The following is a 20482-nucleotide window of genomic DNA, read 5'->3' as shown; positions in this document are numbered from 1 at the left end:
GCATGCACGTCCCCTCTTCAGAAGAAATCAACTTGCGATTGCATCGACTTGTCGGCCTGTTGGCCCGCGTGTATCTGGCGCTGCTCTTGCGTGGTATAGGTTTTTTCCAGATCGGCCAGCCAGGCGGCGCGATCGGGCAGAGGCTGCGCCTGTTCCACCAGGCCCACCAGCTTGCTCATGTCGAGCTGCACGTGATCGAGGATCTGGCTGATGCGGTCCTGGAATTGCAAATTGACGAGGATGTCGCAGACTTCCTGGTCGACTTCGCGGTTTTCTTCTTCCAGTTGGCCGACGGTGCCGCTCAGCTTGAGTGCGGACTGGCGGAAATCGGCGATGACGCTATCGATGACAATGCGTGAATCATCCATCATGCGGCTGGCGTCGCTGTCGAGCTGATTGGCCGAGGCCAGGGCAGTCTGTATCTGCTGCTGCACGCTTTTGGTCTTGCCGATGATTTGCCGCCCCGTGTCGGCGGAACGCGCAGCCAGCTCGGTCCAGCTTTGTTCGTCCGAGAACAGGTCGGTGACGCCGGTGCGGCCGGCGATCTGCTCGACCTCCTGCGCCAGCTGGCGGATGTCTTCATTGTGCTGGCCGAGGGTTTCCAGCTTGCGCAGCAAAGCATCGCGCGTGGACAGGACCTGTTCCAGCGCTTCGGCAATGCCGCCCAGTTGCGTCGCCGCGTTTTGGATGACTTGCAGCACGTCGCCGTTCTTGCCGCCTTCCGCGAGGCTGACTGCCCCGCCGAGGCGGCGATGGATGCCGACGAAACGCTGGGTCAGCCGGTCGATGGCTTCCTGTGTTTGCGAACGCGCCAGCTGCACATTGTTGCGCCAGGCCGGCACGACGCCCTGCACCAGCTCCGACGGCACGGCACGCACGGCTGCATCGGACTTCGGTGCTGTGGAGGTGGGTGCAATAGATGAAACAGATGCGGCGGACGCATCCTTCGTACTCAGCGTCCAGGCCGCAGCAGCGATCAGCGCGCCCGCGATCAATCCTTGCCACCATCTCGGCGCCAGCAGCGCCAGCAAAAGTGTATTGATCCCCCAGATCAACAGCACGGCGTGGTGTTTCGACTTCACGATACCCCAATCAGAATGTTGGATTTTCACAGGTGATACAGACCCGCCTCCCAGCAAGGGCCCACATGCATTAACGGCAACAAATCGCCGCTTTTTTATACATTCGTCACGATTTATTCTTTACCATGGCTTGCATCACGGCAACAGGCTGTCCGGCGTCGACGCCGCTCTTGCGCCCATACTTCAGCCATTTTCACTGTTCCCTTTATTCTGGGGCGAAGATCTCTTGGTCTGTCGGGGGAATAGAGGCAGAATTCAGCTTGATTTATCAAAGTAAATTTTCCCCTAGGAAATATTCACCTTTCTTTACGATTACCCATGCCCATCCCTGTCGCCTTTCAGACCGTCGGCTTGCTGGCGCTGTCCAATATTTTCATGACCATCGCCTGGTACGGCCATCTCAAGAGCCTGGCCTCCAAGCCCTGGTGGATCGCTGCGCTGATCAGCTGGTCGATCGCCCTGTTCGAATATCTGCTGCAGGTGCCGGCCAACCGTATCGGCTACACCCAGTTCAGCCTGGCGCAACTGAAGATCATGCAGGAAGCCATCACCCTGACGGTGTTCGTTCCCTTTGCGATGATTTACATGAACCAACCGTTCAAACTGGACTATGTGTGGGCAGCGTTGTGCCTGGTGGGCGCGGTGTATTTCATCTTCCGCAGTTGAGCGTGGCGCGACGGATTGATGCAGTGCACTGACACAGCCGCGCCAATCTCCTACAATGCGGACTCGCTGTCTTTCTTTGCAGCAGCAATGCCAAACCGTGAAGACCACGCATGGATTTAGACACCTATAAATATATCGTCGTCGAAGGCCCGATCGGCGTCGGCAAGACGACGCTGACCCGCAAGCTGGCCGAGCATCTCGGCGCACAAGCCGTGCTGGAGCAGCCGCAGGAAAATCCTTTCCTCGAGAAGTTCTATCGCGACGCCGCGCGCTATGCGTTGCAGACGCAGATGTTCTTCCTGTTCCAGCGCATCCAGCAATTGCAGGAGCTGGCGCAATCCGATCTGTTCCAGACGCGTTTCGTCGGCGACTTCCTGCTGGAAAAAGATCCGCTGTTTGCGCGCCTGACGCTGGCCGACGAAGAACTGAAACTCTACGAACAACTCTATCAACACATGCGCCCGCACGCCGTGCAGCCGGATCTGGTGATCTATCTGCAGGCGCCGGTGGAAACGCTGGTCGAACGCATCAGGAAGCGCGGCATTCCGATGGAAGCATCGATCTCGCCCGACTACCTGCAGCGCCTGTGCGACAGCTACAGCCGCTTTTTTTACAACTACGATGCTGCCCCGCTGCTGATCGTCAACAACGAGCACATGAACATGGCCGAACGGGAAGACGATTTCCAGCAGCTGTTGTCGCACATCGTTGAAATGCGCGGCAAGCGCGCGTTTCTGAACCGAGGAGAATGATTTGGCAGCCTATCTGCAAGACACGCCGGCACCTGCTGCGCGCAAAAAAGCCGTTACCGTCCACACGCTGCAGGCGATGCGCGACAAGGACGAGAAGATCAGCATGCTGACCTGCTACGACGCCAGCTTTGCAGCATTGATGGATCGCAGCGGCGTCGACACCGTCCTCATCGGCGACTCGCTGGGCATGGTGTGCCAGGGCCATCAGTCGACGCTGCCGGTGACCGTCGCCGACATCGCTTACCATACCGCCAGCGTGGCGCGCGGCAACCAGACCATGCTGATTGTGGCGGACATGCCGTTCGGCACATACGCCACGCCGGTAGCGGCGTTCGACAATGCGGTCAAACTGATGCAGGCCGGTGCGCACATGGTCAAGCTGGAGGGCGGCGCCTGGCTTGCCGATACGATACGCTTGCTGACCGAACGCGGCATCCCGGTATGCGCGCATCTCGGCCTGACGCCGCAATCGGTGCATCAGATGGGCGGCTACAAGGTGCAAGGCAAGACGCTGGCCGGCGCAGAACTCTTGCACGCCGACGCCAAAGCCGTGGAAGCGGCAGGCGCCTCGCTGCTGGTGCTGGAGGCGATTCCCGCCACGCTGGGCGCGGAGGTCACGGCGCAATTGCATATCCCCACCATCGGCATCGGCGCCGGCGTCGATTGCTCCGGCCAGGTGCTGGTGATGCACGACATGCTGGGCGTATTCCCGGGACACAAGGCGAAGTTCGTGAAAAACTTCATGGAAGGCGCAACCAGCGTGGAAGACGCCGTGCGTGCGTATGTGGCGGCGGTGCGCGATCGCAGCTTTCCGGCAGCGGAGCATTGCTTCTGAGTTGCCGCATCCATGCCTGCCGCTTGATCCGGAAGCGGACAAGAAAAAAGCCTGCATTGCAGGCTTTTTTCATTTGCAGCGCAATTACTTGCCTGCGATCAGTCCGGCGATTAATTTCCGCTGATGTCGTGATAGCGCTCCAGGCTTTGCGTCAGATGACGGCTGCATTCGTCGGCATTGGAGATCGTCGGCGACAAGGCTTCCAGCAGGCCGTCGTGCACGCCGTACACCAGCGCATGGATGCTCAGTTCCTGGCCGCGTTCCCAGGCGTCGGTGACGATGGTGGTGCGGCAGATGTTGGCGACTTGCTCCAGCACGTTCAGTTCGCACAGGCGGTCATGCTGGTCGCCTTCGGACATGTGGTCATGGAAACAGTCAACGTGCTTTTCGTGCACATCCTGCACGTGTTGCAGCCAGTTGTCGGCCAGCCCCACGCGACGCTTGGTCAATGCCGCCTGCACACCGGCGCAGCCGTAGTGGCCGCAGATGATGATGTGCTTGACCTTCAGCACGTCGACGGCGAATTGCAGCACCGACAGGCAGTTGAGGTCGGTATGCACGACCACGTTGGCGATGTTGCGATGGACGAACAACTCGCCCGGCAACAAACCCAGCAGATCGTTGGCGGGAACGCGATTGTCGGAGCAGCCGATCCAGAAATATTCCGGCGAGCGCTGCGAACCGAGCTTCAGAAAGAAGTCGGGATCGCGCGCCGTGATTTCGGACGCCCAGCGGCGGTTGCCCTGAAGCAGGAGTTCCTGAACCTGGTCTTGTTGGCTTGGTTTGGTCATAGTCGGCAAGATCGAGTGTCACGCTTTCCGTCGTACGGCGCATGAATGAAGCGACGCGATGTGACGGCATGCATGGTGGTGAATGAACGAAAGACGGTGCAAGCGCGATCGCGGCGGACGCTGCTTCAGCCAGCCGGACCGGCTGAATCCATCAGAATGAATCAGCCCAGCGCGTGCAAAAGATGTCTTTCGGGAAATGCCCGGCAATCAGGATACAACACCGACTGCTGCGACTGCATTGTATAGAAAAATACATGGAAAAAACCTGCAGCTTTTCGACTGGTGCCGCCAAGCTGCAGGTCTCATCGGGGCTTACTCGAAGAACTCCTTGACCTTGTCTTTCCAGGTCTTGGTCTGCGGGCTGTGCTTGGCGCCGCCTTCGATGGTCAGTTTTTCAAATTCGCGCAGCAGGTCTTTCTGGCGCTCTGTCAGTTTCACCGGCGTTTCCACCACGACGTGGCAGAACAGGTCGCCGGCATAACCGGAACGCACGCCCTTGATGCCCTTGCCGCGCAAGCGGAAGGTCTTGCCCGATTGCGTGCCTTCGGGAATCGTGAAGGATGCCTTGCCGCTCAGGGTCGGCGCTTCGATCTCGCCGCCCAATGCGGCCTTGGCGAAGGAAATCGGCATTTCGCAATGCAGGTCGTCGCCGTCGCGCTGGAATACTTCGTGTTGCTTGATGTGGATTTCCACATACAGGTCGCCTGGAGGACCGCCGTTCATGCCGGGTTCGCCGTTGCCGGACGAACGGATGCGCATGCCGTCGTCGATGCCTTCCGGGATCTTCACTTCCAGCGTCTTGTTGCGTTTCAGGCGGCCGGCGCCGGCGCAGGTCGGGCATGGCTCAGGGATGACCTTGCCGCTGCCGTGGCACTTCGGGCAAGTCTGCTGGATGCTGAAGAAACCTTGCTGCATGCGTACCTGACCGTGGCCGCCGCAGGTGCCGCACGTGGTCGGCGAGGTGCCGGGCTTGGCGCCGGAACCGTGGCAGGTGTCGCACTCGTCCCAGGACGGCACGCGGATGGTGGTGTCGAAACCGTGGGCCGCTTGTTCCAGCGTAATTTCCAGGTTGTAGCGCAGGTCGGCGCCGCGATACACCTGCGGTCCCGCGCTGCGGCCGCGGCCACCGCCGCCACCGCCGAAGATGTCGCCGAAAATGTCGCCGAAGGCATCGGCAAAGCCGCCTGCACCCGCGCCGCCACCGCCGCCGCCCATATTGGGGTCGACGCCGGCATGACCGTAACGATCGTAGGCATCGCGCTTTTGCGGATCCGACAACATCTCGTAGGCTTCCTTGACCTCCTTGAACTTGTCTTCTGCACCCTTGCTGTCGGGATTGCGGTCAGGATGGTACTTCATCGCCAGTTTGCGATAAGCCTTCTTGATTTCGTCGTCGGTGGCGTTTTTCGCCAGACCTAGAATTTCGTAAAAGTCACGTTTTGCCATGTTTTATAACACCTTGTTATTGGATTTTTCCTGCGGGCAGTGGGCACCGGCGAGAAACCAACAATGTGAAAAAGCCGAGAGACGATCTCGCGACCATCTTGCTCGGCGTGCCGCCCGGCAAAGCCGGACGACGTGTTCCTGAATGACTGCTTCGCTTGCCGGCGGAGAAGCGAACTCGGAATCGAGGACGCTCCCGCCGGCAATCGAAATTACTTCACTTCCTTGAAGTCGGCGTCGACCACGTCGTCGTCCTTCGGACGCGATTCGCCGGCACCTGCTGCACCCGCACCTGCCGCGCCGGCTGCACCGCCGGCCGCCGCCTGTTGCGCCTGCTGGTCGGCGTACATCTTTTCGCCCAGCTTTTGCGCTGCCACGGACAGTGCTGCCGTCTTGGCGTCGATGGCGGCCTTGTCGTTCGCCTTCAACACTTCTTCCAGTTCCTTGACCGCAGCTTCGATGGTTTCCTTCTCGCCTGCGTCCAGCTTGTCGCCGTATTCAGTCAGCGCCTTGCGTGTGGAGTGGACCAGCGCGTCGCCCTGATTGCGGGTTTCGGCCAGTTCCTTCAGGCGCTTGTCTTCGTCGGCATTGGCCTCGGCGTCGCGCACCATCTTTTCGATCTCTTCTTCATTCAAGCCGGAATTGGCCTTGATGGTGACCTTGTTTTCCTTGCCGGTGGCCTTGTCCTTGGCGCCGACGTGCAAAATGCCGTTGGCGTCGATGTCGAAGGTCACTTCGATTTGCGGTGTACCGCGCGGCGACGGCGGGATGCCTTCCAGATTGAATTCGCCCAGGGCCTTGTTGCCGGCCGCCATTTCGCGTTCACCCTGATAGACCTTGATGGTCACGGCAGGCTGATTGTCGTCGGCAGTCGAGAACACCTGGCTGAACTTGGTCGGGATGGTCGTGTTCTTCTTGATCATCTTGGTCATCACGCCGCCCATGGTTTCGATACCCAGCGACAGTGGCGTGACGTCCAGCAGCAGCAAGTCCTTGCGTTCGCCCGACAGGACCGAACCCTGGATCGCGGCGCCGACGGCGACTGCTTCGTCCGGATTGACGTCCTTGCGCGGATCCTTGCCGAAGAACTCCTTCACCTTCTCTTGCACCTTCGGCATACGGGTCATGCCGCCGACCAGGATGATGTCGTCGATGTCGGTGACCTTGACGCCTGCATCCTTGATCGCCATGCGGCACGGCTCGATCGTCTTGGCGATCAGTTCTTCCACCAGCGATTCCAGCTTGGCGCGGGTGATCTTCAGGTTCAGGTGGACCGGCGCGCCATTGGCCATGGCGATGTACGGCTCGTTGATTTCGGTTTGCTGCGACGACGACAGTTCGATCTTGGCGCGCTCGGCCGAAGCCTTGATGCGTTGCAGAGCGATCGCGTCTTTCGACAGATCCAGACCGTTGATCTTCTTGAACTCTTCGATGATGTAATCGATGATGCGCTGGTCGAAGTCTTCACCGCCGAGGAAGGTATCGCCGTTGGTGGACAGCACTTCGAACTGCTTTTCGCCGTCGACGTCGGCGATTTCAATGATGGAGACGTCAAACGTGCCGCCGCCCAGGTCATACACGGCGATCTTGCGGTCTCCCTTTTCGGTCTTGTCCAGGCCGAACGCCAGCGCCGCGGCTGTCGGTTCGTTGATGATGCGCTTGACTTCCAGACCGGCGATACGGCCGGCGTCTTTGGTGGCCTGGCGTTGCGCGTCGTTGAAGTACGCAGGAACGGTGATGACCGCTTCGGTCACTTCTTCGCCCAGGTAGTCTTCAGCGGTTTTCTTCATCTTGCGCAGCACTTCTGCGGAGATTTGCGGCGGCGCCAGCTTGTTGTCGCGCACGCCGATCCAGGCGTCGCCGTTGTCGGCCTTGACGATCTGGTAAGGCATCAGGGAAATGTCTTTTTGCACTTCCTTTTCGTCGAACTTGCGGCCGATCAGACGCTTGGCTGCGTAGATGGTGTTCTTCGGATTGGTGACGGCCTGGCGTTTGGCAGGTGCGCCAACCAGCACTTCGCCGTCTTCCTGATAAGCGATGATGGAAGGCGTGGTACGCGCGCCTTCGGAGTTTTCGATGACTTTCGGCTGGCCGCCTTCCATGACGGAGACGCACGAGTTGGTTGTACCCAAGTCAATACCAATGATTTTGCCCATGATTTTTCCTTCGATCCTTAAGTTCCCGAATAGGGAACAACAATAGTTTTGATAGTTTTAATATGTGGAGAAAACTGTCGCTTTCAAGCGCCGGATGTCACTTAAAAGCAAATTTTGTGCCGTTTGTTTTCTTTTTTCGTTTCGTCGCTGCCGGGTCTGCCGATTTGTTGCTTATTTGCGGCTTATTTGCGACTTAATTGCAGCTTACTTGCCTTGCGCCACAGTCACCAACGCCGGACGCAGCAAGCGCTCGGAAATCGTATAACCCTTTTGCAACACCGCCACGACGGTATTGGCTTCCTGCTCTGCCGGCACGGCGGAAATCGCCTGATGCTTCATCGGATCCAGCTTCTCGCCGGCTTGCGGATGAATTTCCAGCAGCTTGTTCTTTTCGAAGGCCGACGACAGTTGTTTCAATGTCATGTCGACGCCTTCCTTGAGCGATTCCACGGACGGCGTTTCGATCTTCAGCGCCATTTCCAGGCTGTCCTTGACCGCCAGCAGCGATTCGGCAAAGCCTTCGATCGCAAACTTGTGGGCGCGGCTGATATCGTCTTGCGCACGGCGGCGGATATTTTCGGCTTCAGCCTTGGCGCGCAGGAAAGCATCCTGCATCTCGGCAATCTTCGCCTCGGCGGCGATGAGCTGCTCTTCCGCTGTCGGCTCGGTTGCAGCAGCTGCCGTGTCAGCCTGACCGGCTTGCGCATCCTGGGCTTGCGCCGTCTGCACCTGTTCGTTTTCCGCTTGTTTTTCCGTATCTTGCATATTTAACAATCTCCAACTGGTAAAGCGTATTGAATTTTTAGCGCCTGATCGGGCAGACCGCCCCACGCATGGCAATGCACATGAGGCTTTACCCCTTAATTTTCAAGGGTTATTGCCGGACATTACGGCGCAAACGGCCCGAATTGTTCAATTGGGAGCAAAAAGTCATATGCATCCAACTAAACGTTCTAAGCCGCCACTAACGTCTTGTTACAGAATTTACTACACTTGAAATAGCGAATCGCGATGCAACATTTATGATGCAGTCATCCCATTTTTTCTACCAACCTTCAAGGAGACGTCATGAAATTGCCGCTTATCTCCGCCACCATCATTGCCTACACCTTGCTGGCAGCCGCCTGGATCAGCTATTCGCAGTTAGTCGCGCTGTACTGAATCTGCTTTCTGCAGAGCCGCATTTCAAGCCCCGCATCGTCCTGGCAACCAACGCACAAGATTTCCGCATTTCCATAGCGCAATAACCGCGCAGCCCGCTATTTTAACAGGCTGGCGGTGGCTTACATCCACTTTAGTCTATTGCGTCGCGCCCAGACGGCGGGCTTGTGCGGCGGAGATTTCCGCCTGTTTCTTTTCTTCTTCGCGCAACGCGGCGCCTGCCATGGTGGGCCAGCCGACCATGTGCAGCTCGGCGATTTCCATCATGCCCTGTATCCAGGCGGCGTCGCCGTTCAGGCAAGGAATGAAGTGAAACTCCTTGCCGCCGGCATGCAGGAACTCGCCCTTGGCTTCCATCGCAATCTCTTCCAGGGTTTCCAGGCAGTCGCTGGTGAAACCGGGGCACATGACATCCACCCTTTGCACGCCCTGGCGCGCCAGTTCCTGCAGCGTCGGCGCCGTATAGGGCTGCAGCCACTCGGCCTTGCCGAAACGCGACTGGAAGGTCACCAGATATTCAGACTCGCCCAGACCCAGTGCCGCCGCCAGCAGGCGCGCCGTCTTGTAGCATTCGCAATGGTAAGGATCGCCCAGCAGCAAGGTGCGCTTGGGCACGCCGTGAAAACTCATCACCAGCTTGTCCGGCTGGCCGTTGGCGTCCCAATGCGCCAGCACCGAGGCCTTGAGCGCCTGGATATAGGCATCGTGGTCGTGATAATGCTTGATCAAGCGCAGCTCGGGAACGTTGCGCACTCTGGAAAAATGGCTGAACACGGCATCGAAAATCGACGCCGTCGTGGTGCCGGAATATTGCGGATAGGCCGGCAGAATCAGGATGCGATCGCAGCCCTGCGCCTTGAGGCTGTCCAGCACGTCAGGCAAGGCAGGTTGCCCGTAACGCATGGCGTACGTCACCTGCACCCGATGGCCGCGCTCCTGCATGCGCGCGCGCAGCAGCGCGGCCTGGCGCTCGGTATTGACCTTGAGCGGCGATCCTTCGTCAGACCAGATCGAGGCGTATTTCTCCGCCGATTTGCCGGAGCGAAACGGCAGGATGATGCCGTTCAGGATGAACCACCACACTGCCTTCGGAATCTCCACCACCCGCGGATCCGACAGGAATTGCTTCAGATAGCGGCGCACCGCGCGCGCGGTCGGCGCGTCAGGGGTGCCGAGATTGACCAGCACGATCGCCGTGCCGGCCGGCGTGCCGTGGGTATAAGGAGGTTCTTGGCGAAATGACATGGAAGTCCGTGATGGTCTGAATCTGGATCTGGCGATGGCTGGGAGGCAGCGGCCTCAGAGCGCGAGTAATTCGCGCGCGTGCTTGCGCGTGGTCGCGGTAATTTCCAGGCCGCCCAGCATGCGGGCGATTTCTTCCACGCGCGACTTGGCGTCCAGCGCCTCAATCTGCGACACGGTCTTGCCGCCGTCGTTGCGCTTGCTGACCTGGAAGTGCTGATTGCCCTGGCTGGCGACTTGCGGCAAATGCGTCACGCACAGCACCTGGCGATCCTGGCCGAGGCGTTTGAGCAGGCGGCCGACCACTTCGGCCACGCCGCCGCCGATGCCGCTGTCGACTTCGTCGAAAATCAGGGTCGGCGTCGCCGTCGAGCTCGATGCGATCACGGAAATCGCCAGCGCGATACGCGCCAGTTCGCCGCCGGAAGCCACCTTCGCCAGCGGCCGCGGCGCCACGCCGGCATGGCCGGCAACCAGGAACTCGACCTGCTCCAGACCGTAAGCCGCAGGCTCGCCGGCTTCCAGTGCAATCGAAAAGCGTCCGCCGGACATGCTCAGATCCTGCATCGCCGCGGTCACCGCTTCGCTCAACGCCTTGGCGGCTTTGGTGCGGCCTTTGGACAATTTCATCGCAGCGCCGGTGTAAGCCGCCTTGAGTTTTTCTTCCTGCGCCCGCAAGGCGTCGAGGTCGCTGGCGTCGGCCAGCTGCTTCAACTCTTCGGCCAGCTTGACGTGTTCCTGCGGTAGTTCATCGGGCGTGACGCGGAATTTGCGCGCGGTCGAATGGATCGCTTCGAGACGCCCTTCCACCTGCTGCAAACGCGCCGGATCAAGCTCAACCCGGCCCAGGTAATCGTTGAGCGCGTAGACCGCTTCCTGCAATTGAATCTGTGCGGGTTCCAGCGCATCCATGACAGGTTTCAGAGCGGCGTCGACGTCGGTCAGCTTGCTCAGTTTTTGCGTCAGCGACGAGAGTTGCGACAGGATCGGCGACTCCGATTCGGAAATCGCGCTGAGCGCCTCCTGCGCGCCCTCGATCAGGCTCGCAGCGTGCGACAGGCGGCTGTGTTCGTTGCTGATGTCGGTCCACTCGCCGGGCTTGACGGCCAGTTTTTCCAATTCGTTGACCTGCCACTCGAGACGTTCGCGTTCAAGCAGGACGTTCTTGGCGTTGATTTCAAATTCTTCGCGTTGCTTCGCCAGCGCGCGCCAGGTTTTGTAGGCGGCGGCAACGGCCTTTGCCTCATCCAGCAAACAAGCCTGATTGTCCAGCAACTGGCGCTGCGCATCGGCCTTGAGCAAGGACTGGTGCGCATGCTGACCGTGAATATCAACCAGCAGTTCGCCCAGTTCGCGCAACTGCGTCGCAGTGGCGGCAATGCCGTTAATGAAGGCCTTGGAGCGTCCGGCGTTGTCGATCACGCGGCGCAACAGCACCGCGCCGTCTTCGTCGGCGAACTCATGCGCTTCCAGCCAGGCGGCGGCATCGTCGCTCACGCTGAAGTCGGCCGTGATATCGGCCTTGGCCGCGCCCTCGCGCACCACGCTGGCGTCGCCGCGTCCGCCAAGGGCCAGCGCCAGCGCATCGATCAGGATCGACTTGCCCGCGCCGGTTTCGCCGGTGAAGACGGAAAATCCGGGTGCGAACTCAAGTTCAATGGCATCGACGATAACGAAATCACGAATCGACAGGGTACGCAGCATGGGATTTTGTAGTGATGTTTTGGAAATATTGCTTGCTGCATCCGCGCAGACACAAGCCGCGGGCGCAGAGATTGGTCGTTATTGTAAACGGCCTTCTACGGAGGGGTATTCGTTCCAGTGAAGTTTCTGCCGCAAGGTGTCGTAATAGCTCCAGCCCTCAGGATGCAGGAAAGTGATCTTGTGCGCCGAGCGCTTGATCACGATCAGGTCGCCATGGGTCAGGCTGGTCAGCGACTGCATATCGAAATTGGCGCTGATGTCGCGGCCGTTGACGACGCGGATCGAGATTTCACAGGAATCGGGAATCACGATCGGACGATTCGACAAGGCATGCGGCGCAATCGGCACCAGCACGATACCGTGCAGGCTTGGATGCAGGATCGGACCGCCGGCCGACAAGGCGTAGGCGGTCGAACCGGTCGGCGTGGCCACGATCAAACCGTCGGAGCGCTGGTTGTACATGAAGCGACCGTCGACTTCGACGGTCAGCTCGACCATGCCCGAAGAGGCGCCGCGCGCCACCACCACGTCATTGAACGCCAGCGCATTGAAAATCTGTTCGCCGTCGCGGAACACCGTCGCCTCCAGCAGCGAGCGCGTCTCGGCGTCTACCTTCCCGTCCAGCATGTCGGCCAATACCGGTATCATGCGGTCTAGCGAAATATCCGTCATGAAGCCCAGCCGGCCCTGGTTGATGCCGATCAGCGGGACATTGAACGGCGCCAGCTGGCGGGCAATCCCGAGCATGGTGCCGTCGCCGCCGACCACGATGGCGGCGTCGGCGAACTGGCCGATCTGTTCCGGCGACATGGCGTCGTAGCCTTCCAGCGCGACGTTCTGCGCGGTCTCGGCTTCAAACACGATGGTGTGGCCATGCGCTTCCAGGAAAGCGGCGATGTCCGACAAGGATTGGGCGATACCGACGGCATGAAATTTGCCGACGATTGCAATGGTTTTAGGCGTTGCCGCCTGCACGGGTAATTTGATGGGCCACATGCTGCGGATTAAAGCATAATTCGGGGCCTGTTAACAATGAATTTACGAATGCGAACGCGCGGCAGGCGTTGACTGCCTAGGCGCAGCGACGCGTCGTAGCGGTGCTACGGCAAGGAGCTGCAACAACGGCAGGCGACGCCTGCAGCCGTTCCCGAAGGGTTTCAGCCAGGCAGTGCGCTGGCGGCGTTGCATGGCTTGCAGGTGGGCCCGCCACCTGCTACGCCACGCGCCTTGCCAGCACACTGCCTGGCTGAAACGCATCTCGTAAATTCATTGTTAACAGGCCCCAGACGACTTTGAATCGATTTTGATGAACAAAACAAACATACAGGCGGTCCTGTTCGACCTTGACGATACGCTGTGGGCCATCGAGCCGGTGCTGCATCTCGCCGAAAGCCAGTTGTACGACTGGCTGCGCCAGCATGCGCCGAATGTGGTCGAACGGGAAACGATAGAAAGCCTGCGCGCACGCCGCATCCTGCTGGCGAAAAGCGATCCGAAGTACAAGATCAACCTGTGGGCCTTGCGCCATGCCGCGTTGATCGCGGTGCTGAGCGAACATGGCGAAGATCCGGCGCTCGCCGATCCGGCCATGGAAGTTTTCACCACCGGCCGCAATGCGGTCACGCCCTTCGACGATGTGGTTCCGGGCTTGCTCCAGCTGAAACCGCGCGTCCGGCTCGGCACCGTCTCCAACGGTTTTGCCGATCTCGGCCGCATCGGGCTGGCGGAGCATTTCGAGATTTCCATTGCCGCGCACCAATTCGGCACGGCAAAACCCGATCCAACCATCTTCCACGCGGCCTGCACGGCGCTGGACGTGGCCCCGGAGCACACCGTCTACGTCGGCGACGACCTCACGCTGGACGTGCTGGGCGCTCAGCAGGCCGGCTTGCGCGCGGTCTGGATGAACCGTTTCAAACGCGAGCTGCCCGACCATGTGCGCCCCGATGCGGTCTGCGCCGACCTGAGCGAACTGGCCAGCTGGCTGGCGGCATGATGCATATAAATGAGAAGACGCTGGCAGGCCTGCCGCCGGGTCGTTAGAATGAAGACATGCAACTAGACAATCGCGCTCAAACCCTGCTCAAGGCACTGGTCGAACGGTATATCGCCGACGGCCAGCCGGTCGGCTCGCGCGCGCTCTCCAAGATTTCGGGACTCGAACTGTCGCCGGCGACTATCCGCAACGTCATGGCCGACCTGGAAGACATGGGCTTCGTCGCCAGCCCGCACACTTCCGCCGGACGGATTCCGACGCCGCGCGGCTATCGCGTGTTCGTCGACACGCTGCTGACCATCGAGTCGATCGACGCCATCGACGAAGCGACGCTGGAAACCAAACTGCAATCGCGCTCGCAGCTCAACTCGCCGCAGAAGATCATTTCCAATGCGGCGCAGGTGCTGTCGTCGCTGTCGCAATTTGCCGGCGTGGTCATGACGCCCAAGCGCGAATCGATTTTCCAGCAAATCGAATTCCTGCGCCTGTCCGAAAAACGCATCCTGCTGGTGATCGTCGGCCCGCGCGGCGATGTGCAAAACCGCCTGCTGCTGACCGATGTCGACTACACGCCGTCGCAACTGGTGCAGGCCGCCAACTACATCAACCAGCACTACGGCGGCCTCGGCTTCGATGAAGTGCGCCTGCGCCTGCAGAACGAACTGCGCCAGCTGCGCGACGACATGACCAGCCTGATGCAGGCCGCGGTCGAAGCCGGCAGCGACGCCATGGCGGACGAATCCGACAACGTGGTGATTTCCGGCGAGCGCAATCTGCTGAGCGTCTCCGACCTCTCGTCGAACATGACATCCCTGCGCAAGCTGTTCGACATGTTCGAACAGAAGACCAGCCTGATGCAGTTGCTGGACGTATCGAGCAAGGCCACCGGCGTGCAGATTTTCATCGGCGGCGAATCGCAACTGGTGCCGATGGACGACATGAGCATCGTCACCGCGCCGTATGAAGTCAACGGCAAGATCGTCGGCACGCTGGGCGTGATCGGTCCGACGCGCATGGCGTACGAACGCGTGATTCCGATTGTCGACATCACCGCCAAATTGCTGTCGAGCGCGCTGAGCAATAATTGAGCGATAACTGAACGCCGCGGCGACAGGCAACGGGAATGTTGCAAACGCCTTACCCAACTTTACGCGCGCAGGACCGACAATAAAAAAGCCATCCGGCCTTACCGCCGGATGGCTTTTTTACACATGACGCTGAATTGCTGCTGAACGCCGAACCTGCTGCCTGGTTACTTCTTGGTTTTCTGGCAATCCCGGCAATGTCCGTAGAGCGCCAGCGCATGGTCGGCAATCTCGAAACCGTGCTCCTGGGCAATCTTGACCTGGCGCTTTTCGATTTCGGCATCGAAGAATTCTTCGACCTTGCCGCAATCCAGGCAGACCAGATGGTCATGGTGCGAGCCTTCGTTCAGTTCGAACACGGCCTTGCCGGTTTCGAAGTGATTGCGCTGCAGCAGGCCGGCCTGCTCGAACTGAGTCAGCACGCGGTAGACCGTCGCCAGTCCCACGTCCAGATTGTCGGCCAGCAGGATTTTGTAGACATCTTCGGCACTGAGGTGGCGCACCTCGGTGTTTTGGAAGATTTCCAGGATTTTCAGACGCGGCAAAGTAGCTTTGAGGCCGCTGGCTTTCAGTTCGGATGGATTATTAGGCATGTTTCAGTAAAAATCGGGTTATCTGCTTTATCATATAGCGTTTTAGCACAATTGCTCAACCAATTGAAATCTTTATGCGAATGTTGCCTTCCTACCGTATTACCGCCCTCGCGCTGATCGCGCTGGGCTCCCTGCTGTCCGGCTGTGCATCTAACAAACCGGCAGAAGGCGCAGCATCGGCTGACGCAAGCGGCGTACATGTGATCAAGAAGGACGGCAGCCTGTTCGGCTTCTTCAAACCTTATCGTATCGATATCCAGCAAGGCAACTTCGTTTCCAAGGAAATGGTCGCCCAGCTCAAACCCGGCATGACGCGCGAACAGGTTCGCTTCGTGCTCGGCACGCCGCTGCTGACCGACGTGTTCCACTCGGACCGCTGGGATTATGAATTCCGCCTGGCCAAGGGCAACGGCGAAATCATGAGCAGCCGCGTTTCGGTGTTCTTCAAGGACAATCTGATGGACCGCTACGAAGGCGGCGACAACCTGCCGACCGAGCAGGAATACCTGTCGCTGATCGCCGGTTCGAAGAAAGGCGCGATGCCTGAGCTGTCCGACACGCCGATCGCCCCCACCATCACGAACAAGTAAGAAGATTTAGCAATATGAGCGCACTGAAAATCGCCGTAGCCGGCGCTTCCGGCCGTATGGGCCGCATGCTGATCGAAGCCATCCAGAACGCCGACGACATGGTATTGGCCGGCGCGCTGGACGTGCCGGGCTCGCCGAGCCTGGGCACCGATGCTGCCTCTTTCCTCGGCAAGCCCGCCAACGTGGCGATTGAATCCGACCTGGCCAAAGGTCTGGCCGATGTCGACGTCCTGATCGACTTCACGCGTCCGGAAGGTACGCTGAAGCACGCCGAATACTGCGCCGCGCACGGCATCAAGATGGTCATCGGCACCACCGGCCTGGAACAGGAAGCCAAGGACGCCATCGCCGCCGCCGCGACCAAAACCGCGATCATGCAGGCGCCCAACATGAGCATCGGCGTCAACGTCACGCTCAAGCTGCTGGAAATGGCCGCCAAGAGTTTCACCCACGGCTACGACATTGAAATTATCGAAGCCCACCATCGTCACAAGGTCGATGCACCGTCCGGTACTGCGCTGAAGATGGGCGAAGTGATTGCCGACGCCATCGGCGTCAAACTCGACGACGTCGCCGTCTACGCCCGCGAAGGCATCACCGGCGAACGCGATCCGTCGTCGATCGGCTTCTCCGCCATCCGCGGCGGCGACATCGTCGGCGACCATACCGTGCTGTTTGCCGGCATCGGCGAGCGTATCGAAATCACCCACAAATCGTCCAGCCGCGTCACCTACGCCCACGGCAGCCTGCGCGCCGCGCGCTTCCTGGCTGACAAGTCGACCGGCCTGTACGACATGCAGGACGTGCTGGGACTGAAGTAAGTCATCTTCGATCCGGCGCGCTTGTTTCTATCGCGCGTCGGATCAGATCCGCCGCAAATCTGCTGAGAATCTTTTGACGGATGACCGCTCCAACGGATTGCCATCAACTCTGTCGTTAACCAAGAGAACACACCATGGAACAAACCGTTGGATTCGCCCATTACTGGGCACAAGGCGATGCCATTTCACATGCCGTCGCTTACGCCTTGCTGCTGATGTCCATCGCCAGCTGGTATTACATTCTTTCCAAAACCTGGAGTTCCTGGCGTATCCGCCGCAGCAGCAACGCGCTGGACGGCTTCTGGAAAGCGCCGACGCTGACCGACGCCATTGCCGTGATGCAAACCGTCGACAGCGAAGAAATCTATGTTCCCCTGGCGCTGCGCTCGTCCGAAGCCGCCAGCATTTCCTCCAAACAGCAAGGCGCGCCGTCGCTGAATGCCGCCACCGATCCCGGCGAACTGATCACGCGCACCCTGCGCCGTGAAATCAACCGCGTCTCGGCGCGGCTGGAACGCGGCCTGACGCTGCTGGCCTCGGTCGGTTCGACGGCGCCCTTCGTCGGCCTGTTCGGTACGGTCTGGGGTATTTATCATGCGCTGGCGGCGGTATCGGCCAGCGGTACGGTGCAGATCGACAAGGTCGCAGGTCCCGTCGGCGAAGCACTGATCATGACCGCGCTCGGCCTGGTGGTGGCGATTCCCGCGGTGCTGGCCTATAACGCCTTCACGCGCATCAACCGCCTGACACTGGCGGAGCTGGACGGCTTCGCGCACGACCTGCATGCTTACCTGACGACCGGCGAACGCGTCGGCGAGAGGCAATCATGAGCTTCGGCGGCTTCAACGACAATCAGCATTCCGGCCCGATGGCAGAGATCAACGTCACGCCGATGGTCGACGTGATGCTGGTGCTGCTGGTGATTTTCATCCTCTCGGCGCCGCTGTTTACACATTCGCTGCAACTCGACCTGCCGACCGCCAAATCCGCGCCGGCGCCGGAAAAGCCGCAGACCGTCAGCGTCGCCATCGATGCCGCCGGCAAACTGTACTGGCAAGACCAGCCCGTCACGCTGGCCGAACTCACCAACCGCATGAGCGCGGCCGCCGCCAAACAGCCGCAGCCGGAAGTCCAACTGCGCGCCGACAAAGCCACGCGTTATGAAGTGATTGCGGATGTGATGTCGGCCGCGCAAAGCAACGGCCTGAACAAACTCGGTTTCGTCACCGATCCCAAACCCGATACGCCTGCAGGCGCGGAGAAAAAATAATCATGCCAACCGCCCGCCTGAACGGCGAACTCATCACCGACTGGGACAGCTTCCATAGCGAATGCGAGAAAGTATTCGGTTTTCCCGATTTCTACGGCCGCAACATGAACGCCTGGGTCGACTGCCTCAGCTACCTGCGCGATGACGACGGCATGAGCAAATTCGTACTGAAGGAAAATGAAGTGCTGACGATCGAAGTCCAGCACAGCGACAAACTGCGCGCCGCCGCACCGGACATCGTGGAAGAACTGCAATTCTGCGTCGCCATGATCAACGAACGCTGCGAAGACTACGAAGAAACGGCAACGCTCAAGCTGGCGTTGCTGTAATCCCCTCGCCGCCGTCCGGCGATGGCTTGATCAGTCGATCATTCAGTCGATCACTCAGTCAATCAAATTATCGCCGTCATAAAACGGATACGGCCCGTCGAACTCGCCAACGTAAGCGGTGTGACTGATCAGCCCGGCCTGCCCGTCCCACAGATGCAACTGGAATCCCGGCGGTTCCATGACGAACTGCGACGCCGCCTGCGGATCCAGATCCAGCATCACCTGATGCGACACGCCCGGGCAGGTTGACGCTATCGTGCCGCCGAAACGCGCAGTGATCGGCCGGTGCAAATGGCCGCACAAGACGCGCTCCACCTGCGGATGGCGCCGCACGACCTCTTCCAGCAACTGCGGATTCGCCAGCCCGATATCGTCCATGTGACCGATGCCGGTTTTGAACGGCGGATGATGCATCACGATCACCGTCGGGCGCTGCGGCTGTTCGCTCAGCACGCGATCCAGCCACACCATGCTGGCAGACGCAAGCTCGCCGTTGCTGGAACGCGGGATCACCGTGTCGAGCGCAACGATGCGTAGTGCATGATCGTCGATGACGTACTCGATGCGCTCGCTGTTCTGCCGCAGATAGGCATGCTCCGGAAATGCCTCACGCAGCGCCTGGCGCTCATCGTGATTGCCCGGCAGCAGGTAGTAAGGCACGCTCAGCGGCGCCAGCAAGCTGCGCAGCATCGCATACTCTTCCGCCAGGCCGAAGTCGACCAGGTCGCCCGTAAACACGACGGCATCGGGACGCTGCTTCAGTTGATTCACCTGCGCGATGCAGCGGCGCAGGCTTTCTGCCGTATCGACCACCTTGTAGGATTTTTTGCCTGCGGCCTTGATGTGCAGGTCGGAAATTTGACAGAGGATCATGGACGCTCCTCCCCTTCCCATGGCTTGCCGGGCAACTGCATGACGGCATGCTCAGGCACGCGCAGACCGATGCGTTCGCCTGCATGCCAGACGCCGCGGCGGCGCGTTTCCACGATCACCGGCAGCTCGTCGCCGATGTCCACCAGCAAACGCGTGCGATCGCCCATGAAGAAGGTCGACATGACGTCGCCGAAGATTTCCGCGCCGACGGTTTCCAGCGGCACGATGTCGACGTCCTCGGGACGGAACATCGCGGTCATGGTCTGGTTGTCCCTCACCGACGCCATCGGCACCGCACCAGCAGCGAACGACAGCTGGCCTGCGCGGCCGATGCCCGTGACGCGATTCATCGTGCCGATGAAGTCGGCGACGAAGGCGTTGACCGGACGATAGTAAATGTCCTGCGGACTGCCGATCTGCGCGATCTTGCCGCGTTCCATCACCACCACGCGGTCGCCCAGCGCCATGGCTTCGCCCTGATCGTGCGTGACGTAAATCGCCGTGATGCCGAGCTTGCGCAGCAACTGATTGAGATCGGCGCGCAGGGTTTCGCGCAGCTTGGCGTCGAGCGCCGTCAACGGCTCGTCCAGCAGCAAGACTTTCGGCTCCACCGCCAGCGCGCGCGCCAGGGCGACACGCTGCTTCTGGCCGCCCGACAACTGGTCGATGCGCCGATGGCTGAGCCCTTGCAGGTGCACCATTTCCAGCAGCGTCTCTATCTTTGCCAGCCGCTCGGCAGACGCCATTTTGCGAATCTTGAGGCCGTAGGCGATGTTCTCGCCGACCGTCATGTTGGGAAACAAGGCGTAATTCTGGAACACCATGCCGACGCCGCGTTTTTCGATCGGCAAGTCGGTCACGTCGTCGTTGCCGAACATCACGCGGCCGCCGGCGTCGGGAAACTCCAGGCCGGCGATCAGCCGCAAGGTGGTAGTCTTGCCGCAGCCTGAAGGTCCGAGCAGGACCAGCGTCTCGCCGGGATGGATTTCCAGGTCGATCGGTTCCAGCGCAGGCGCGCCATTGCCGAAAGTCTTGGCGCAGTGAACCAGCCTGATGGAGAGCGGCGGGGCCGACATGGCGGACATGAACGACG

Annotated in this window: 21 protein-coding genes; 10 read left to right on the top strand and 11 right to left on the bottom strand. The window is 60.0% G+C overall.

The features are described from left to right. Positions 1-17: 17 nt before the first annotated feature. Positions 18-1082: a chemotaxis protein gene (locus AKL25_RS09265; protein WP_240475691.1), complete on the bottom strand. Its 1065-nt coding sequence runs from the start codon at positions 1080-1082 to the stop codon at positions 18-20. A 318-nt stretch (positions 1083-1400) separates the two neighbouring features. On the opposite strand from AKL25_RS09265, the gene AKL25_RS09260 reads away from it, so the two are divergent. The 3 genes from AKL25_RS09260 (at position 1401) to panB (ending at position 3335) form a co-directional block, all read left to right on the top strand. Next, a complete protein-coding gene (locus AKL25_RS09260; protein WP_050477364.1) occupies positions 1401-1748 on the top strand; it encodes a DMT family protein in 348 nt (115 codons plus the stop codon). A gap of 110 nt (positions 1749-1858) precedes the next feature. Further along, complete coding sequence (locus tag AKL25_RS09255) at positions 1859-2500, top strand: deoxynucleoside kinase (RefSeq protein ID WP_050477363.1); 642 nt, start codon at positions 1859-1861, stop codon at positions 2498-2500. Between the two features lies 1 nt (position 2501). Further along, complete coding sequence (gene panB / locus AKL25_RS09250; protein WP_050477362.1) at positions 2502-3335, top strand: 3-methyl-2-oxobutanoate hydroxymethyltransferase; 834 nt, start codon at positions 2502-2504, stop codon at positions 3333-3335. Between the two features lie 110 nt (positions 3336-3445). Here the strand turns inward: panB and can are convergent, their stop codons facing one another. From can to AKL25_RS09215, 7 genes are all read right to left on the bottom strand, one after another. Next, a complete protein-coding gene (gene can, locus AKL25_RS09245; RefSeq protein ID WP_050477361.1) occupies positions 3446-4126 on the bottom strand; it encodes a carbonate dehydratase in 681 nt (226 codons plus the stop codon). A 312-nt stretch (positions 4127-4438) separates the two neighbouring features. After that, complete coding sequence (dnaJ, locus tag AKL25_RS09240) at positions 4439-5572, bottom strand: molecular chaperone DnaJ (protein ID WP_050477360.1); 1134 nt, start codon at positions 5570-5572, stop codon at positions 4439-4441. 209 nt (positions 5573-5781) lie between these two features. Continuing rightward, complete coding sequence (gene dnaK / locus AKL25_RS09235) at positions 5782-7725, bottom strand: molecular chaperone DnaK (RefSeq protein WP_050477359.1); 1944 nt, start codon at positions 7723-7725, stop codon at positions 5782-5784. Between the two features lie 204 nt (positions 7726-7929). Beyond that, positions 7930-8490 carry a nucleotide exchange factor GrpE gene (gene grpE / locus AKL25_RS09230; RefSeq protein WP_050477358.1) on the bottom strand — a complete coding sequence of 187 codons (561 nt, stop codon included), beginning with the start codon at positions 8488-8490 and terminating at the stop codon, positions 7930-7932. A gap of 534 nt (positions 8491-9024) precedes the next feature. Beyond that, positions 9025-10131, bottom strand: a complete 1107-nt coding sequence (gene hemH, locus AKL25_RS09225; protein WP_050477357.1) for a ferrochelatase — start codon at positions 10129-10131, stop codon at positions 9025-9027. Positions 10132-10185: 54 nt separating this feature from the next. Then, positions 10186-11832 (bottom strand): DNA repair protein RecN, encoded by a 1647-nt coding sequence (gene recN, locus AKL25_RS09220; protein WP_050477356.1) that lies wholly within the window; start codon positions 11830-11832, stop codon positions 10186-10188. 78 nt (positions 11833-11910) lie between these two features. Then, entirely contained in the window at positions 11911-12828 is a 918-nt protein-coding gene (locus tag AKL25_RS09215; RefSeq protein ID WP_050477355.1) for an NAD kinase, read from the bottom strand. A gap of 310 nt (positions 12829-13138) precedes the next feature. Between AKL25_RS09215 and AKL25_RS09210 the strand changes: the two genes are divergently transcribed. Both AKL25_RS09210 and hrcA read left to right on the top strand, forming a co-directional pair. After that, on the top strand, positions 13139-13828 hold the full coding sequence (locus AKL25_RS09210) for an HAD family hydrolase (protein ID WP_050477354.1): 690 nt from the start codon (positions 13139-13141) through the stop codon (positions 13826-13828). Between the two features lie 56 nt (positions 13829-13884). Further along, the gene (gene hrcA, locus AKL25_RS09205; protein ID WP_050477353.1) at positions 13885-14916 is read left to right on the top strand and encodes a heat-inducible transcriptional repressor HrcA; all 1032 of its coding nucleotides are present in this window, start codon (positions 13885-13887) and stop codon (positions 14914-14916) included. A gap of 164 nt (positions 14917-15080) precedes the next feature. Here hrcA and fur read toward each other — a convergent pair whose 3' ends face one another. Continuing rightward, positions 15081-15506, bottom strand: a complete 426-nt coding sequence (gene fur, locus AKL25_RS09200; protein WP_007881067.1) for a ferric iron uptake transcriptional regulator — start codon at positions 15504-15506, stop codon at positions 15081-15083. Between the two features lie 80 nt (positions 15507-15586). Between fur and AKL25_RS09195 the strand changes: the two genes are divergently transcribed. The 5 genes from AKL25_RS09195 to AKL25_RS09175 all read left to right on the top strand — a co-directional run bounded on the left by AKL25_RS09195 (position 15587) and on the right by AKL25_RS09175 (position 18516). Next, positions 15587-16096 carry an outer membrane protein assembly factor BamE gene (locus AKL25_RS09195; RefSeq protein ID WP_050477352.1) on the top strand — a complete coding sequence of 170 codons (510 nt, stop codon included), beginning with the start codon at positions 15587-15589 and terminating at the stop codon, positions 16094-16096. A 14-nt stretch (positions 16097-16110) separates the two neighbouring features. Next, positions 16111-16917 (top strand): 4-hydroxy-tetrahydrodipicolinate reductase, encoded by an 807-nt coding sequence (gene dapB / locus AKL25_RS09190; protein ID WP_050477351.1) that lies wholly within the window; start codon positions 16111-16113, stop codon positions 16915-16917. Positions 16918-17051: 134 nt separating this feature from the next. After that, positions 17052-17747, top strand: a complete 696-nt coding sequence (locus tag AKL25_RS09185; protein WP_050477350.1) for a MotA/TolQ/ExbB proton channel family protein — start codon at positions 17052-17054, stop codon at positions 17745-17747. Further along, entirely contained in the window at positions 17744-18187 is a 444-nt protein-coding gene (locus tag AKL25_RS09180; protein ID WP_050477349.1) for an ExbD/TolR family protein, read from the top strand. The genes AKL25_RS09185 and AKL25_RS09180 overlap by 4 nt, the downstream gene beginning before the upstream one ends. Before the next feature lie 2 nt (positions 18188-18189). Continuing rightward, a complete protein-coding gene (locus tag AKL25_RS09175) occupies positions 18190-18516 on the top strand; it encodes a barstar family protein (protein WP_050477348.1) in 327 nt (108 codons plus the stop codon). Between the two features lie 54 nt (positions 18517-18570). Here AKL25_RS09175 and AKL25_RS09170 read toward each other — a convergent pair whose 3' ends face one another. Beyond that, positions 18571-19389: a phosphodiesterase gene (locus AKL25_RS09170; protein WP_050477347.1), complete on the bottom strand. Its 819-nt coding sequence runs from the start codon at positions 19387-19389 to the stop codon at positions 18571-18573. Further along, positions 19386-20465, bottom strand: coding sequence for an ABC transporter ATP-binding protein (locus AKL25_RS09165; protein WP_050477557.1), 1080 nt, complete (start codon positions 20463-20465; stop codon positions 19386-19388). Before AKL25_RS09165 ends, AKL25_RS09170 begins: the two co-directional genes overlap by 4 nt. Positions 20466-20482: the final 17 nt, after the last annotated feature.

Source organism: Herbaspirillum rhizosphaerae (assembly GCF_001189965.1).
GTDB lineage: Bacteria > Pseudomonadota > Gammaproteobacteria > Burkholderiales > Burkholderiaceae_D > Herbaspirillum > Herbaspirillum rhizosphaerae.
The sequence above is the reverse complement of the archived record's forward strand: the minus strand, read 5'-3'. Positions and strand labels throughout refer to the sequence as shown.

What these genes read in the sequence shown, in the direction of transcription:
- AKL25_RS09260 (WP_050477364.1), top strand. Translation starts at nt 1,401, where the DNA reads ATGCCCATCCCTGTCGCCTTTCAGACCGTCGGCTTGCTGGCGCTGTCC.
- AKL25_RS09255 (WP_050477363.1), top strand. Translation starts at nt 1,859, where the DNA reads ATGGATTTAGACACCTATAAATATATCGTCGTCGAAGGCCCGATCGGC.
- can (WP_050477361.1), bottom strand. Translation starts at nt 4,126, where the DNA reads ATGACCAAACCAAGCCAACAAGACCAGGTTCAGGAACTCCTGCTTCAG.
- dnaJ (WP_050477360.1), bottom strand. Translation starts at nt 5,572, where the DNA reads ATGGCAAAACGTGACTTTTACGAAATTCTAGGTCTGGCGAAAAACGCC.
- dnaK (WP_050477359.1), bottom strand. Translation starts at nt 7,725, where the DNA reads ATGGGCAAAATCATTGGTATTGACTTGGGTACAACCAACTCGTGCGTC.
- grpE (WP_050477358.1), bottom strand. Translation starts at nt 8,490, where the DNA reads ATGCAAGATACGGAAAAACAAGCGGAAAACGAACAGGTGCAGACGGCG.
- hemH (WP_050477357.1), bottom strand. Translation starts at nt 10,131, where the DNA reads ATGTCATTTCGCCAAGAACCTCCTTATACCCACGGCACGCCGGCCGGC.
- recN (WP_050477356.1), bottom strand. Translation starts at nt 11,832, where the DNA reads ATGCTGCGTACCCTGTCGATTCGTGATTTCGTTATCGTCGATGCCATT.
- AKL25_RS09215 (WP_050477355.1), bottom strand. Translation starts at nt 12,828, where the DNA reads ATGTGGCCCATCAAATTACCCGTGCAGGCGGCAACGCCTAAAACCATT.
- AKL25_RS09210 (WP_050477354.1), top strand. Translation starts at nt 13,139, where the DNA reads ATGAACAAAACAAACATACAGGCGGTCCTGTTCGACCTTGACGATACG.
- hrcA (WP_050477353.1), top strand. Translation starts at nt 13,885, where the DNA reads ATGCAACTAGACAATCGCGCTCAAACCCTGCTCAAGGCACTGGTCGAA.
- fur (WP_007881067.1), bottom strand. Translation starts at nt 15,506, where the DNA reads ATGCCTAATAATCCATCCGAACTGAAAGCCAGCGGCCTCAAAGCTACT.
- AKL25_RS09195 (WP_050477352.1), top strand. Translation starts at nt 15,587, where the DNA reads ATGTTGCCTTCCTACCGTATTACCGCCCTCGCGCTGATCGCGCTGGGC.
- dapB (WP_050477351.1), top strand. Translation starts at nt 16,111, where the DNA reads ATGAGCGCACTGAAAATCGCCGTAGCCGGCGCTTCCGGCCGTATGGGC.
- AKL25_RS09185 (WP_050477350.1), top strand. Translation starts at nt 17,052, where the DNA reads ATGGAACAAACCGTTGGATTCGCCCATTACTGGGCACAAGGCGATGCC.
- AKL25_RS09180 (WP_050477349.1), top strand. Translation starts at nt 17,744, where the DNA reads ATGAGCTTCGGCGGCTTCAACGACAATCAGCATTCCGGCCCGATGGCA.
- AKL25_RS09175 (WP_050477348.1), top strand. Translation starts at nt 18,190, where the DNA reads ATGCCAACCGCCCGCCTGAACGGCGAACTCATCACCGACTGGGACAGC.
- AKL25_RS09170 (WP_050477347.1), bottom strand. Translation starts at nt 19,389, where the DNA reads ATGATCCTCTGTCAAATTTCCGACCTGCACATCAAGGCCGCAGGCAAA.
- AKL25_RS09165 (WP_050477557.1), bottom strand. Translation starts at nt 20,465, where the DNA reads ATGTCGGCCCCGCCGCTCTCCATCAGGCTGGTTCACTGCGCCAAGACT.